Genomic DNA, 16,679 nt, shown 5'->3' on the forward strand with positions numbered 1-16,679 from the left:
TTTCTTAACCAATAGACTGATATTGTATCAAATAATCTATCAGGTGGTCATGGCTTTATTTATGCCAATTCGCTTAATTAAGTGAACAGTTTTGAGGCAATAAAATCTCGTTGATAACAAGGCAAAAATTTCGTTATTTAGTTGTTCTAAATGAGAGATTTTTAACGCAGTTAGCGACAGATTTAATCCCTCAAAATGATTAAGTATTATTGCGAGTTGGCATAGTCCTCTCGGTTGGGATTGGCATTGCACAAACGTCGATAAAATCAGGGCTTTCAACAAACCACGCTTCTACTCGATTTTTACGCGCTTCGATGAGGTCCTTAAACGCATTTGAGTCTGTTTTCATCACCCGAAATTCACTGTTATCTGTGTCTTTGATATCTGCTAAAACTTGCATATCTGTGATGGGATTAAATGCCTGACCTTCAATAGCTTTACGCTGCAATAGATTAAAATGCTCCATGCCTTCTAAAACACGACCAAACACGGTGATATTACGGTCTAAATAGCGCTGGCTATTGCCGATAGTGACATAAAACTCGGTACCACCGGAATTAATATCATTACCGCGGGCCATAGCAAAAATTCCTGGGCAATGTACTTGCCATGTTTCGGTTTGGCTTTGGTTTTGTGCCACAGCAAAGCCATTTAAAAAGCCCGTTTTAGCGGCATAGCCATCAGGCCCTTTCAGCTCTGTAATCACTAAGGGAGTCTCAGTGCGTAGATAAAACTCAGCGGGTAACCCTTTTTTGGCATTTTTAACAGGTTTATTTTCACTTACATCCCCGCCCTGCGCGACAAAACCTTCAACAAATCGGTACACACTTAGGCCTTGATAGAACCCTTCTTTGGCAAGCTGTCGCATGTTATTTGCATGAATGGGCGCTAGTGTATCGTTGAGTTCGATATAAGCAGCCCCCGTAGGTAAGGTTAATTTAATGACGTTTTCGGCACTGACTTTTCGCCACTCACTACTATTTGCGGTTGTAATGATTTCGCCAGCAGAACGTTTTTGACTTGTTTCTTTTGCAGCAATTGGTGCAGCTAAAACTACGCTAAGGCACAGAGTTAATAGACTTAATTTCATTGTTATTATCTTTTAAGTAATTGACAATTCAGCCTATTAACTTATGCCCTAATAAGCAAGTAAAAGCGATGTTTGATCACAAGTAGAGGTATTAGTCCCAATCAAATTTATAAAGAATATCAACATTTTGATAAAGGCCACTAGTGACCTCGATATACAATTGCGACAACAATTGATAACGAACTGCCACTTCACTTAGTGAATCAAAGATGCCAACACTGTATTTCACTTGAATACCCGGAGTAACGTAACCAGATATTTCGACTTTGGTGTCATCCCCGCTGCCGCTTGAACTTAAGCTGACATCAGACAAACCAAAGCTTTCACCAATTTTAGATACCACACCTTCACTACGGTTTACACCTTGGGCAAGCAGTAATTGGGTGAGCATCGCATCGGTTGAACTATCTCCTTCATCAAGAGGTTGACCATTTAATAAATAAGCCAATGCTTGGGCTTGGTCCATCGCTGGCTCTGAAAATACTTTTAATGAAGGCTGTTCAACATTACCAGTTAAGGTAATACCCGCAATCACGCCATTCGAGGTGTTGTCTGGATTACGAATTGCCTTAATGTTCAAGTACGGTTTATCAATTGAGCCGCTAAAGCCCACCTGACCGGTACGAATTTGCAAGTCTTGACCAAAAGCACGATAGGTACCTTGAACTAGGTTCAACTCACCCGTTGCTATCATCGGCGTAACTTGGTCCATGCTGATGTTTATGTCACCTTCAACTTTCGACTGTAAGCCAAACGAGTCAACGCGCACATCATTCTCAACCAACACCTTTAAGTTAATAGCATAATCAAAGGGAACTTTTTCTGACTGTTGCTGCTCAATATCAACAATGACTTCATCATCGCTGACTTGCACAGCACCTTCTGGTAGCTCTTCAATCGCAATACGTCCCCATGGCACGACGACTTGGCCATCAAGATTAAACGCATTATTTTTTAACGACATAGTTAAATCTGGAGACACTTTAAAGGTGACATCTTGCTGAGCACGCACAAAAAACTCTTTACCGTTTAATCTCACGTCAACGTCCGGTAAGTCTTGCTGCCAATCAACACCGCCAGATAAATTAAGCGCGCCCCCTTCCGTGTCTTTAAGCTCTCCCGTGAGCTTCGCACTTTGGTTATTAAAGGCAATGTTCACATAAGAGTTTTGCAGCGACACCGGTAAGGTTGCCCCTTCTAGATTGATTTTTTCGACATCAAAATCGCCATTGAGTAATGGCTCTTTTAAAGTACCTGCGATTGCTAACCGGCCTTTTATGTCGCCTGTTAGTTGCTCAAGTGAAGCAATAAAAGGACGTAGATTTGTTAACTCAACTTTCTCAATAACCAAGTCGCCCGCTAAGGTCTGTTGATTTTGAATATCATCAATATTGAGCTCTGACGTCACTTTACCTAATACAGATGAATCAACTGTGGCATTAAGTTTACCCGTTTGCGCATCGCTCATTGCCGAGATATCTAAAACCTCTATCGGTAATTTATAAACATTTGCGTCATCAATTAAAGATGCTTCCAGCTGCTGAGTTTTGATATTGGCACGAATCGTTTTCAATGCACCATTATTCCAATTAGCAACAAACTCCCCATTTGCATCGCCTGTTACTTTCAAGTTATCCGGTAAGAAGTGTTTAAATTCAGCAATAGATAGCGCTGCAAGCTGTGCATTTAACTGGCCTAATTGCTCAGTTTGCTGCAAGGTCTCAAAGCATAGTTTTGAGTTATCACTTTGCCAGCAATGCGCGCCTACATTAAAGTCAAAGGTTTTGGTATTTACTTGAATATTAAACGGTTTATCAGTGCCAAAGCGCACCTGATTATCGGTGACAAGAATCTGGCTCAGCGCACCTTGCCAGGTTTCTTTATTAAATTTACCGTCTACATCAAATGATGCCTTGCCTTGATCTGCATCGAGTAAAAACGTTAAATGGTGATCTGTTCTATCGCCACTGGCATCTAACTCAATTTGATTAATTTTGTGTTCGCTAATAGATGCAGAATCAAGCACCAGTGACACATCCGTTTGCCAGTCTGCAGCGTAATCAAATTGCCCTTTTAATGTTAAACCATCAACCTGAATATCTTGATAGCTCAATGTATTAAGAACTAGATTTAAATCAACCGTTGGCGCAAGGCGCTCACCACGTAAGCTCAAATCTGCAAAGCCCTTGCCTTGCATAGGCAAGATATCTTGACCACTGGCATCTAGACGCAATTTACCGTCTACACGCCATACGTCATCAACCTGTCCCGATAGCGCAATTTCATTTTTGCCGCTTTTCACTTCAAGTTTTTTAAAACTCGCATGCAGGCTGCTATCAAGTTCAAAATCCGACAACAAGGTCACTGGCACTTCATTAACTGAACCATTTAATTGCGTGTTATCTAAGGCAAGCTGCCACTCACCTGCCTGTAAATTAAATGAACCATTAAATTCACCAGATAAATCACTGCTTAGTGCATCCGTTAAGTACTGGGCTTTTAAGTGGCTTAAAACCCCTTTAAACTCGCTTTTTACCCCGTTCGACCAATCAACTGATGCGTTAATGTCTGCTTTACTGTCATTCGCATTGAGGCTTAACTGCTCAAGTTTTGCGTTTGTTAAACTACCCTGTAATTGCGATTTCACGGTCATCGCAGGTAATGCACCTAACTGCGTGACTAAGCTCAAATCGACAGCATAAGCATCGGCATGGCCTTTCGCTTTTAAATCAAAGTCTGATAATTGCAACTGTTGTGTATCTGTCGTAATTTGCCACTTTGCTATCTGGCCTGTTAAATCAAATGGGTAATTTGTTTGTTTTAGGTTCACAGCCCCTTTCAACTCTGCTGGGTACGTTCCTTGCGTTACTAAATCTAACGTTAAATCCTCAAGCGGGCCTGAAAGCGATAACTTCGCTTGATGCTCAGTGCTTTTTACAGACACTGCTCCCTCAATTGTATTTTCACCAGAAAGCTCTGCCATTAAATTAGAGTGCAATTGCCATTGCTGATAACTTGCAGCAAGCTTTTCAAGATTAATATCGCTCCCCTTAGCAGACGCAACTAATTCGATATTTTCGACTAGCTGAGCCTCTTCAGCACCATAAGGGGTAACAGCAACTTTACTGATTTGAAATTGCTTTAATTCAATATTAATCGGTAGCGTAATATCAATTGCTTGTAATGCTGGCAGCTCAGTTAATGGGGCTGATTTAGGCTGCTCTTTTGCTTCGTGTAGCATCACAGCAACATCAGCAATGGTCAGTGTATCCACTGTAATATCCGATGCTTCGCCGCGACCACTTAAGTTTAATTTGTTGACTGTTACATCGGCACTCGGATGCGCAAGATTAAAGCGATTAATTGCAACTCGCTTAACAGCAACTTTCATTGGTAAGTTGATTTGACCAACTTGCTCAGCTTCAGGCTCTGCTTCAGTGCTCTGCTCAGTTGATACAGCTTGGCTTTTAATGCTTAGATCAATCGACTGGGCACTTAAATTATCTAGGCAGATACCATCACAACGCCACCAGAATAAATCAATTTTTAGCTGCTTTGCATCAAGCTTGATACCTTGATTTTCAAAGTGAACATCAAACGCATCGTTATATAAAAAACGCCCAGATGGCAGGTTGATTTTTAAGCCATCAACTAACTTATTCGCTGTATATGCAATAAAGTGATTACCGGGTGCGGTGAATAATAAACAAAACACAATAACTAGCAAACTTGCCAACGTGATTGATAGAACCTTGGTTATCTTTTTTAACATCTTCATTAGATTTCAGGCCCTATGGTAATACTTAATCGGGTACTTTTACTTTCTTTTGTTAAACCCCAAGCATGGTCGATACGCACAGGGCCAACCGGCGTTAAATACCGAACACCAAAACCGGCACCGACTTCAACGCGGTCACTAAAATCATTTGTCGCAGTACCACTATCGACAAATAAGGCTGCGCGCCAATGCTCAGCAAATTGATAGTTATATTCAACAGTGCCGCTCATTAAATATTTACCACCAATTAAGCGCCCTTCCTCATTTTCAGGGGAGATAGATTCATAGGCAAAACCACGTACACTCTGATCACCACCGGCATAAAAACGCAGTGATAACGGCACATCATTTATATTATCGACCAGCATGGCACCTAGGTTGGCTCTTAAAAACAGCATATGGCGATCTGCAAAAGTAGTTAACCAGGCATTTTGCAGTTGTAAGCGCAAAATATTGGTTGAAGACATCATATCTTTTAAACCAAACTCTACTGACATCATCCATTGATAGCCTTCATAAGGCGTTGTGCCCCCCTCGGTGTCTTTTTTTGCATAACTAATACCAGGCATCAGCATTTTTGCGCTTTGCTCTTCATCCCCTATTCGATAGGTCTCGTAATCGCGTCTTAAAAAAGCAGTACGTACCCAATCGTCATCAGTGAGCCACTGCCGCTGAAGCTGTCCCGTGAATATACGACTGTATAAATCATTGGTTAATTCATCTTCGAGCTTGTAACCCACAGAAAAGCGCCAAAGATCATCATTAGGGTCGTCAACTGGCACCGTATAGCCAAGTGAAATATCTTGCTGGCGCTCAGATACATTGAGGTTACTTTCTAAATAGTGGCCATCTTCAGTGATCCAAGGCTTGGTCCATTTGAAACGGACTTTTGGTCCAAGGTCAGTGCTATAACCGCCACCTACTTCATAACTATTGGCAGGTTTATGTAATACATCAACATTCACAGGTACTTGGTTATTTTTACGTTTTGCGATGTCTGCATACACACGAACACTCGCAAAGTAAGGGGTACTCGACAGTGCTAGGTTGTAATCAGAAATCTCGGTCGCTTTATAAGGTTGACCTTGTTTAAATTCAGCCAGCGAACGAATGTATTTTTCGGCTGGGGTTTCACTACCAATTGTGATGTCACCAAACTGATAACGGGGCCCAGTATCGACATTGAAAATGACTTTTGCGCTATTATTTTTTAGCGAAACTGCCAATTTATGCTCATGCCATTTTGCATCAAAATAACCTAAGTCTAATAGTTGGCTTTCAATGCGTTTTCTTGCGGCCTCATATTTACCGTGATTTAAAAAGTCACCTTGTTTGATTTTGATACTGTTGACGGCAGACATGAATTCAGCGTCATCTTTACCGGTACCCGTGATAGTCACGTTAATATCTGCAATACGGGTAGCAGGACCACGTTGAACATCAACAATTAAAAGCTGCTGAGCATCATCGAAACTAATTTTGATTATCGGCTTATAATAACCAAGCGCCTTTAAACTCATTTCAACTTGGCTTTTTGCATGACGCCTTAACGCCTTGGAAGTTTTTTCATCGACCAGTTGCTTGATGTAAAGCTCAACGTTTTTTTCGAGCTCATCACTGATCCCCTGAATTTTATAATCTTTAATAACAGTTGAGGCACTAATTGCGTGCTGGCTGTATGAAAAGCAGATAAACACAAAGACAAAAAAGAAATGCCGAGTATACAAAAAATATCCTTACTTTTTTGGAAGAATCATAATCTAAAATGAGTACAAAATGATACTAGCACAGTGCCATAGCCACTGACATAATTGAAATGTTAAAATTAGTACGCGTTAAACAATTATTTTCGCTACAATAGCGGATAATACCTAGATTTATAATGAATGAGCGACTAAATGCACTTCCCTGATGACGAAAACGGTCAATTATTAGCTGAAATTGCTGACGCTGGTGTCGATTTAACCAGTATGCAAACTATCGATTTCTATATTCTTTTTGAACAAAAGCCTGAAGCAGAAAAATTTGCTGAAGCCATTACAAGTGATGAACTTGCCCCTTCAACAGAGTTAGCCAAATGCCCAGATACAGGGGTGTGGGAAGTAATTACTCGTGTGAAGATGGTGCCAGATCACACCTTACTTAGCCAAACAGAACAATACTTAGAAAGCATTGCTAATAGCCATAATGGTTATGGCGATGGTTGGGGGTTGATGGCCGAAGAAGAATAAGCCATTCCCACAATCTCGTAAGGGGATCAATTTAATTGATTCGCCTTACGAAAATTGCCCTGATAATCAAATAGCTTTTCAGCCACTTTCCAACCGTATTTTTTATTTTTACGCGCAATCACAAAATCGGGTGCAAGTAGTTGCTGTTGTAAATTGACAACCTGCTCCGCGCTTTGCCAATCCATTGGGGTAAAACCAGGTGCTGCTCGCTTACCAAACTGCTTATTAAAAATAAATCGTCCGGTGTCATTTGCTAAGTTAAATACCTCATCACAACTGGCTCCATCTTCATCATAATAGCTAATTTTAAGTAAACCTTTTGCGAGCACTTGAGCTGACAAACCACTACACCTTAATACCAAGGCATCTTTTAAATTTAGTGCTTCTCGTAGTTTATCATCAGGGTCTGCCATCATGGCACCACAGGACTGACACTGCCTTGCAGCAATATCATTTTGTTCACCACACTGTTCACATTCTTTAAACCGAAAACGATAATCGCACTGTACTTGTTCTTCACCATCGTCCAGCAAGCCTTGGCAACGCCTACCAAAATGCTCAACCACTTTGCCTTCGCTGTCTGTTTTACCCCAAAAAATATTCGCAAATCCACAGCCTGGACACAGCACTTGAACAGGCTCATTATCACTTTGCGCTTTTTTACTCCCTACTTCAGGGTAAAATAAATCAAAGCCGTTACCTGCATAATCAATAACTAAGCAGTCTTTTTTTCCTTCGCTTAAACGAAGGCCTCGACCAACAATCTGTTGGTATAAACTGACCGACTCGGTGGGACGTAAAATCGCAATATAATCGACATGAGGCGCATCAAAACCCGTCGTGAGTACAGATACATTTACTAAATACTTTATTTTTTTTGCTTTAAATTGATTAATAATTCGATCACGCTCGTTATTATCAGTATCACCCGTGATAAGTGCCGTACTATCCTCAGGTAAGTAACTGGTAATTTCTTTGGCATGCATTACGGTTGCTGCGAAGATCATCACGCCATGACGCTGTTCACTGTATTCTATAACTTGCTTGATAATCGCTTTTGTTGCGCGTGTATTATCTTTCAATAACGCATTCATATTCTCAATACTATACCGACCAAATGAATCACTCGGTAATGATGAAAAGTCATAATGGCTAATGGCTGCATCGACTTCATGGGGCGGCGTTAAATAGCCGTTCTTGATCATATAGCGCAGTGGTAACTCAAAAATACACTTTTTAAACGGTGCATCTTTATCACCTCTAACAAAACCATGATAGTGATGATGGTAAACCCAACCCATCCCCATACGAAATGGTGTTGCGGTTAAGCCAAGTACTTTAAGATTGGGATTTTGTTTTTTTAGACTCGCTATCACCAGCCCGTACTGGCTTTGTTCATCACCGCTTACACGGTGGCATTCATCAATGATCAACAAAGAGTATGCATCAGTGAGCTTTTCTGTATTGCGTGCCAGTGATTGCACACTCGCAAAGGTGACTTGCTCTGTTAAAGACTTTTGCTTTAACCCCGCAGAAAAAATACTCGCCTTAAAACCAAAGCTAATATATTTCTCGGCGTTTTGCTCTACTAACTCTTTAACATGCGCGAGCACCATAATCTTTTGTTTAGCAATGCGCGCAAGTTCAGCAATAACAAGGCTTTTTCCAGCCCCTGTTGGTAAAACAATCAGTGCGGCGTCATCTGTTTGTCGAAAGTGAGCAACCGTGCGTGCTACGGCCTCTTGTTGGTAGGGTCTGAGTACGTACTTCATGTTATCGGACTATAAACGACATAAAAAAGGGAAGCATACGCTTCCCTTGATATTCTTTAAAGCAAAAATTAAGCGAGGTGTTTTGTTAAATCGACACCTTGGAATGCTTTAGGACGTTTGCCACGGCCTGTCCATTCAACAATTTCGCCATTAAATTCGATGCGGTACTTTGGTTTAACCTTAGTACGCTTATCTGTTGAAGCAACATCTTGTAAATCTTCTAATGTAAGTCCTTTTTCTTTTAGTAGATCGAGTACTTCTTTTTTAGCTTCTTGCTGTTGAGTATATTTCTCGATTGCTGTGTCAATTAGCTGTTTTGCTTTTTCTAATTCAGATAATGACGCAGATTTCACAAAAGATCGGATTTCTTTCATTGAGAGCTCTCTTAAGTATTAAAAGTTAAGTTAAATGTTCAACAGTAGCTAGTATATGTGGATTTAATGAAATAATCTATTCCATGTTTATTTTTTATCCTATCTTTTTATTATAGCCATAGCTTTATTTTATCTATTACATCCCTTAACTCAGTAATTAACTGTTCCACTATTAATGTATCTTGCTGTTGATTAAAGGTATTTTCTGTTGTCACTATTAGCTCAGATAAAGGTGGGTATTGCAGCATAACAATAGCGCCTTTAAGTTTATGTATTGCAGCAGAAACCTTTTCTAAATTTTGAGCTTCCAAGTGCTCTTGCAGAGTATTTAAATCACTTTGCAAACTGTTAATAAATACGTCGGCAAGCATTTTCGCATCACTCTCATTACCAAAAACAGTTAACCAATGCTGCTTATCTTTTATACCTTGTAAACTGATATCAACGCCTTCACTGCTATTAGGCAAATCATTAGAGCTTAAATCTATAAACTCAGCTAGACGATTATATAATTCATTAAGTTTATAAGGCTTAAATAAAACACTATTCATTCCTGACTTTAATGCTTTGTTAAAACATTCTTTTGAATCATCAGCGGTAAAGCCAATAATTGGCAAATGTTTAAACTTTTCTTGATTGCGTAATTGCTCCGTTAATTTAAACCCATCTAAGTCAGGCATATGACAGTCGGTTAGTAATAAATCAAACTGTCCTGTTTCAAGTGCTCTGAGTGCAGCAATACCATCATCAACCATCACTGCTTTGATACCGAGCTTCTGGCATTGTTTTTCGAGTAATAATTGATTTGTTTTATTATCTTCAGCAATTAATATTTGCCCATGTAACTGAGCATTTTGCGCAGCCAACCCCTCATCATTGCTGGTATGTACATTATCTAAAAGCTCTCTTAGAGTATCTGGATATAATGGCTCTATAGGTAAAATATGACAGCTACAATTAGCCGGCCTATGCTCTTTTTTTGCACTTGCGACTAAAATGTAGTTGTTGGTTGCAGTACTGATTGATTGCAGCCAGTTAGCGCCCCACAACGTTTTAATATAGCTTTCATCAATAAGAATATTATCTTCCTGTGTAAATGCCTCTATATCTATTGGCCAACTTAATTGATGATGCTTTACCCCCATATTAGCTAGATTATTTAATAACTGATGGTCTTGAGAACACACAGCCCAATTCACTGATACAGCCTGCAGTTTTTGTTTGCTGACGCTTTTAAGTGGCACAGCAATGTAAACATTGGTACCTTTACCAAAAGTACTTGAAATGGATATTTCACCTTGCATTGCTTCAACAAGTTGCTTTGCCAAGCTCAAGCCTAAGCCTGTACCTCCATGGCGACGTTGAATTGAGTTGTCAGCTTGCTCAAAAGGGGTAAATGTATTCGCCAACTGCTCAGCCGTCATACCTTTACCTGTATCTGATATTTCAATTTTTAAAGACTGCTTCTCAAATAACACATCACAGCTTATTGAACCATTTTCAGTAAACTTCACAGCATTATTTAAAACATTAGAGAGAACCTGCATCAAGTGGCTTATGTCAACAGAAGCTAAGGTATAAGCAGCTGTGCGCCATATCACGTTAAACTTAAGCCCTTTTTGCTTAGCTAGGTATTCATGGGCACGCAAAACACGACATAAATGTGCTTCTAGGTCGACCTCACGTAATTCAACTTCAATATTGCCTGTCGTGGTGTTAGCAAAATATAAAATATCATCCACTAATGTGCGAAGCTTGGTTACAGAGCTGTCAATGTGGTCAACGAGGTAATGCTGCTCTTCATCAAGGGGGGATGATTTTAACAACTCTATAAAGCCATTTACCCCAGACATTGGCGTTCTTAATTCATGACTCATAGTGGCAATAAAGCGGCTTTTTGCTAGATCAGCTTGATGTGCAAGCTGAGTAGCTTTACTTAAGTCTGCTTGTTGACGTTTAAGTAAGCTGATGTCCAGCAAGATCCCGTTCCAACGCACGCCTTGCTTATCGTCTCGTTTATTAATTTCAGCATTAGCAATATATCGACACCAAATTTGCTGGCCGAGATTATTTATCCGAAACTCAATATCAATCAGTTTGTTAAACTTTGTCGCTGCTTTAAAACTTTTGGCGATTTGCACGCGGTCTTCATCAACAATAAATGGCGAGATACATCCCGTCATACCCCGCTGATTAATCATTCGTGAAGTGACACCTAACAAGCTCTGCGCGCCCTTACTTATATAGGTATAACACCCCTCACCATTGTCATAATACTCATACTGGAATACGCCGCCGGGTATGGTATCAGTAATAGTTTGCAGAAGCAGTTGAACTGACTGATTCTCACGCTGTAAATGGCGGTGCTCGGTAACATCAGTAAGTACTGTCATGATGCCTGCTAGTTCACCATCTAACCCCAAATACGGCTTTTTAGTGTAAAGCAGCTCCAGTTCTTTGCCAGCTTTGTTAGTGTAATTAATATGCTGATTAATGACTTTGCCTGAATTTAAACTTTGTTCATTTTGTGAAATTAGTTTTTTTACGACTTTAATATCACCGCGCAGATATTGGTTATTTTCATCCCATAAATGAGCAAAATTTTCTTTGTAGGCACGATTCCACATAACGCGTTTTTGATGCTGATCTTGTATCACCACCATAGTGGGTAAGTCGTCAATGAGTTTTTGGGTAAAGTTAAGCTTAATCAATGCCACTTCTTCAGCTTCTTTACGCTTTGCAATTTCACGATTAATAGTTAACCGCCAGCTAATAAAATAAATCACCGACACAGCAATTAAAATTAAAATAAGAATTGCCGTGGTATTCACTGTTTTACGGTCGTAGCCACGTTCAATACTAAAAATGCCATGCCGGTTCACAACATGGCTAAAATCGTTGCTGGTCAATGTTTTAAATAAGCTGTCTAGCAAAGTCGCAAACTCTGAAAAGTGCTTATTGACTAAAAAATAAATAGGCTGGGTATAACGGTATTTTGGATTAATATAAAACTCGCCAATATAGAATTGGTTTAATTGGTATGCCGCAATACTTTGCGGCAATATCACAGCATCAATGTTGTCATTTCTCAGTGCATAAAATAGCGTTTTAATTGAGTCAAATGATACCGTTTCAACGAGTTCATTCGTTACAAGCTTTTGCTTAGGGTCAGCAAACGCTTCTAAATAACCAATTCGTTTAGTTTGGCTTGCTCGTTTAGAGATTAACACCATCTCTAAACTGTAATGAGCTGGCAGTGCTATCAACACCCCCTCATCAATTTTCGTGGGGTTCATGGTCGGAATTAAATCAATTTTATTGGCTAAAAATAGTCGTTCCAACTCTTTCGAATTAGCCGCAGGTATATACTTAAACTGAAAGCCACTGCGCTGCGCTAAAAGCTCAAGAGTATCGTTTAAATAGCCGTCTGCTTCTCCTAAATTACTTGTCGCATGAATTGGATACAAACCATCGACAAAAGAAAATGTCAGTAAGTAATTGTTTTCTTCTTTTTTATCAATACGGTTAAAATCACGCTTAAATTGACTATACGCTTTAGCGGCTAAATATTCTTCACTAGCAGAACTTTCCCATAGTTGTTTCGTGGTTGGTGAAATAGAGGCTAATACCGAATTAACCTGATTGCGTAATGCTGTTTTGTTTTTATTAAACATTACATGCAAGGTTTCGCTCGATAACCAAACTGGGCTCACAACTTTTAGGTTTTCTTGAGAGCGATTTTTTAGTTGATGAGATAATACTGAGTAATCACCCATAAAGGCATCAAACGAGCCATCTGCTACTTTTTTAAAGGCGTCTTCGGGTTTTATAAAACGATTGATAAATAGCGCGCCATTTTCAACTAAATATTCACAATGTGAACTCCCCGTAATGCACACCCAACGCAAGCTCGCTAAGTTTTTCAAAGCATCATTTGCGATAGACTGATTTGCGACAATGCCTCTTGGCGCTTCCATGAAGGGTGTTGAAAATAAAAAATGCTTTTTGCGTTGTGCGGTTTTGTTTAGACCTACAGCAAAATCGATCTCACCAACTTTAAGCGCATCTAACAACTCATCTAAACTGTCGTAAACACGGTATTCAAGGTCGGCTTCAGCTAAGCGAGCGATTTCATTACTATAACCAACAATAACCCCCGAAAACTGCCCATCAGCATCACGGGTATGGTAAGGAAAAAAATTATAGTTAACGATACCCGCTTTGAGTTGTGTGGCTAAGACATCGAATGAAAGACACAGCGTCAAAAACAACACTATGATTTTATGGAAATAACTCAACTGAAACATCGCTTTTATTAAGGTTTTTTAAGTATAAGAGCATAAATTGATTTAAACAACTGCACATAAATCTGAGCAAGAGCTTAAGTAAATAATTAAACCTTAAAAATAAATTATTTTATAACTGTAAAGCTTATAGTGAATCTGTTTATAAAAGAAAAAACCCTGCAAGTGCAGGGTTTTAATATACATGTACTTAAATCGTTCGTTTAGAACTTAAATTTGAAACCTGCATAGTACAGACGACCAACTTGGCTATAAAGAGTATCGTCGTAGTCTAATTCAGAGTTCAATACTGGATCTTTATCAGCTAAGTTATTAACACCTAGTGTTAGATCAAGATTCCAAGGCGTTGCGTAAGTATAGTTAATATCGATAATGTTATACGAAGATAACTCACCAACTGCTTTGAACTTAGTACCTTCATCATTTGCATCTTCAGTTTCTTCAGCTGTAGAAGCAATGTGGTTCCAATTTACGTTTAACATGTGAGCTTCGATATCCCATGTTAAGCCCCAGCTGATTCTTCTTTCTGGTAAACCAGCACGGCCAATTTTATCAACGTTAGGGTAACCGATGATATCTGGCTCTTCATAGCTAAGTACTTCTGACCAAGCAAACTTAGAGCGAAGTAAACCTGCGCCACCTAAGTCAAATACTGCGTTAAGTTTGAAATCTAAGCCATCTGTAGAGAAACCAGGGATGTTAGCCATTGGTGCAGTAACAAGTAACGAACGACCAGTTGGGTTACCACCACGGTCTACAGATACTTGGTCATAACCAGCAGCGTTATCATTTGGATCTTCAGGGTCACCTAAAAGACCAGCTAACTCAAGGTCAAATACGTCTTGTGTAGATAACGAGCTAACTTGGTTAGTGATTTCGATATCATAGTAATCAACTGACATATCAATATTATCAGTGATGTTATAAACCATACCGAAACTTACACTTTCTGATTCTTCAGGTTTTAATGAATCAGTACCGATGAAGTAAGTTGTATGTTGTTGAGTACGACAATCAGAACGTGATGTACCTGCTGATGTACATACCACAACATCTTTAGCTGATGAAGCTGACTCTTGTGGTGCTTTATACAGATCTTCCAGCGTTGGAGCACGGAAACCTTCACCCCAAGCAGCACGTAAAACTAACTCATCAAATGGCTGGTATTTAAGTGAAACTTTAGGAACAAATGACGAACCTACATCGCTGTAATCATCATATCGAGCAGCTAAGTTTAACTCTAATGTGTCTACTACGGGGATTAACATTTCAGCAAATACAGCTGATTCTGTACGGTCACCTGACGCTGAACCACCAGCAGTACCAATGATGTTTTTCGCTTCGTTTTGAGCTTCCGCTTGGTCAAAGTAATCAGTTTCACGGTAGCTTGCACCAACATATAGGCCTAGTTCACCTGCAGGTAAAGTAGCTAACTCATTGAAGCTTACGCCTGCAGTTACTTCACGTAATGTACTACCAGAACGACGGTTACTATTTGCAGCAATATTTGCTAATTGAGTAGCATACGCAGATTGATCTGGGTCACGTGGATCCCAACCATCAATGATCGCATTTTCAACGCTTGGACGATGAACATAGCCTTGACCCCACTCGTTCATTTCATAACGGTTATAGTGTGCATCTACATGCCAATCAAGCATATCACCCATACCATTTAAAGATGCACTCCAATCAGCCATGTTGCTAACTTGCCAAGTATCACGTGAAGTACCTACGTTATTAAAGCGGTAATAACCACGGTCGCCTTCATTAACAGCCATTAAGCCTTTTTCTGTGTCTTCAGCAAGCGCAATAGGGAATGTAAACCAACCTGCTGCTGGTGCGAAACGACCAAAGCTTTCATTACGCGAATGTAATGAACGGAAGTTAAAGATTAAATCATCATTGATGTCATAATCAAAGTTAACAAATACTGAGTCACGCTTTGTTGAAGCAGCGTCAGCAGCAACAGCAGTATAATCATAGTGACAGCCGTCGTCAGCAGGGAAATCTGGTGCATCATTATGATAAGCAAATGAATCACCGTACTGCGAACAGTCTTGACCAGTGATCATTGGGTTAAACTCAAATGTTTGCATATCTAGAATGTTACGGCCATACCAGCTTTGACCTGTTGTACCAGCGAATGTACCTGAGCCATCGTCTGTTGCACGTGAGAACCAACGATCACGAGCAAAAATAATATCACGCTCATCATGCTCATAGCTGAATACTAGATTAGAGTTTTCTGATTTAAGACCTGTGATAATTGAGAATGATGACTCATCACCACCGCCATCACGGCTCGGAGTACCCATACGACCCTGAACTTGAACACCTTCAAAATCTTTTCTTAAAATAATGTTAACTACACCGGCGATCGCATCAGAACCATATACCGCAGATGCGCCATCACCCATAACTTCAATGCGCTCTACAGCAGCAAAAGGAATGGTATTTAAGTCAGCTGCACCACCACCCATAACAGGTGAACCTGGCATTTTCTTACCGTTAATTAAAACAAGTGTTCTTGAAGAACCTAAACCACGTAAGTTTACTGTTGCCTGACTTTGCGCAGTACTACCTGATGATGGTTGAATCGAACCAAATGAGTTAAATGTTGAACGGTTTAATACGTCTGCAACACTTAATTGACCTGAATTATCTAAAGATGCACGGTCGATTACAACAACAGGGTTTGCACCCTCAATGTCAGTTCGTTTAATACGTGAACCTGTAACTTCGATTCGCTCAACTTTTTCTACACCTTCTTCTTCAGCAGCAAAAGACGAAGCTGAAAATGCAGCAGTTGACGCTGCACCAAAAGCAATCGCTAAGCGAACTGCTTTTGAAACTTGATTATTTAACATTTGATTCTCCCTGGTCATATCCATGTTATGACTTTATTAATTTATTTTACCCCTTAAAGAGGTACTAGTACCTCATAAGGGAATTAAATACTAATATTAGGGACAACTTTTGGTCAACAGTTTTTTAACCATTGTTTTTCAATGTAAATTTTAAGTTTCAGGTGTATATAAGATTAAAGAAAAATTTGATTACATATATTTCACATTAGTTTATATATTCGAAACAATAAAAAACCCAGAATAAGGTTTGAGTCTTAATT

General features: G+C 39.6%; 8 protein-coding genes. 1 reads left to right on the top strand and 7 read right to left on the bottom strand.

From position 1 onward, the window contains the following. Positions 1–199: 199 nt before the first annotated feature. From AUR67_RS00820 to AUR67_RS00830, 3 genes are all read right to left on the bottom strand, one after another. Entirely contained in the window at positions 200–1,090 is an 891-nt protein-coding gene (locus AUR67_RS00820) for a peptidylprolyl isomerase (protein ID WP_058583741.1), read from the bottom strand. Between the two features lie 91 nt (positions 1,091–1,181). Next, on the bottom strand, positions 1,182–4,868 hold the full coding sequence (locus AUR67_RS00825; protein WP_058583742.1) for a translocation/assembly module TamB domain-containing protein: 3,687 nt from the start codon (positions 4,866–4,868) through the stop codon (positions 1,182–1,184). Continuing rightward, positions 4,868–6,595 carry an autotransporter assembly complex protein TamA gene (locus tag AUR67_RS00830; protein ID WP_058583743.1) on the bottom strand — a complete coding sequence of 576 codons (1,728 nt, stop codon included), beginning with the start codon at positions 6,593–6,595 and terminating at the stop codon, positions 4,868–4,870. The genes AUR67_RS00825 and AUR67_RS00830 overlap by 1 nt, the downstream gene beginning before the upstream one ends. 171 nt (positions 6,596–6,766) lie before the next feature. Between AUR67_RS00830 and AUR67_RS00835 the strand changes: the two genes are divergently transcribed. After that, a complete protein-coding gene (locus tag AUR67_RS00835) occupies positions 6,767–7,099 on the top strand; it encodes a ribonuclease E inhibitor RraB (RefSeq protein WP_054564034.1) in 333 nt (110 codons plus the stop codon). Between the two features lie 26 nt (positions 7,100–7,125). Here the strand turns inward: AUR67_RS00835 and AUR67_RS00840 are convergent, their stop codons facing one another. From AUR67_RS00840 to AUR67_RS00855, 4 genes are all read right to left on the bottom strand, one after another. Then, positions 7,126–8,871, bottom strand: coding sequence for a DEAD/DEAH box helicase (locus tag AUR67_RS00840; protein ID WP_058583744.1), 1,746 nt, complete (start codon positions 8,869–8,871; stop codon positions 7,126–7,128). Between the two features lie 68 nt (positions 8,872–8,939). After that, complete coding sequence (locus AUR67_RS00845; RefSeq protein ID WP_054564036.1) at positions 8,940–9,245, bottom strand: H-NS family nucleoid-associated regulatory protein; 306 nt, start codon at positions 9,243–9,245, stop codon at positions 8,940–8,942. A gap of 110 nt (positions 9,246–9,355) precedes the next feature. Next, positions 9,356–13,510 carry an ATP-binding protein gene (locus AUR67_RS00850; protein ID WP_058583745.1) on the bottom strand — a complete coding sequence of 1,385 codons (4,155 nt, stop codon included), beginning with the start codon at positions 13,508–13,510 and terminating at the stop codon, positions 9,356–9,358. A gap of 242 nt (positions 13,511–13,752) precedes the next feature. Further along, positions 13,753–16,419 carry a TonB-dependent receptor plug domain-containing protein gene (locus AUR67_RS00855; protein ID WP_058583746.1) on the bottom strand — a complete coding sequence of 889 codons (2,667 nt, stop codon included), beginning with the start codon at positions 16,417–16,419 and terminating at the stop codon, positions 13,753–13,755. Positions 16,420–16,679: the final 260 nt, after the last annotated feature.

This window comes from Pseudoalteromonas sp. XI10 (assembly GCF_001469895.1).
Taxonomy (GTDB): Bacteria; Pseudomonadota; Gammaproteobacteria; order Enterobacterales; family Alteromonadaceae; genus Pseudoalteromonas.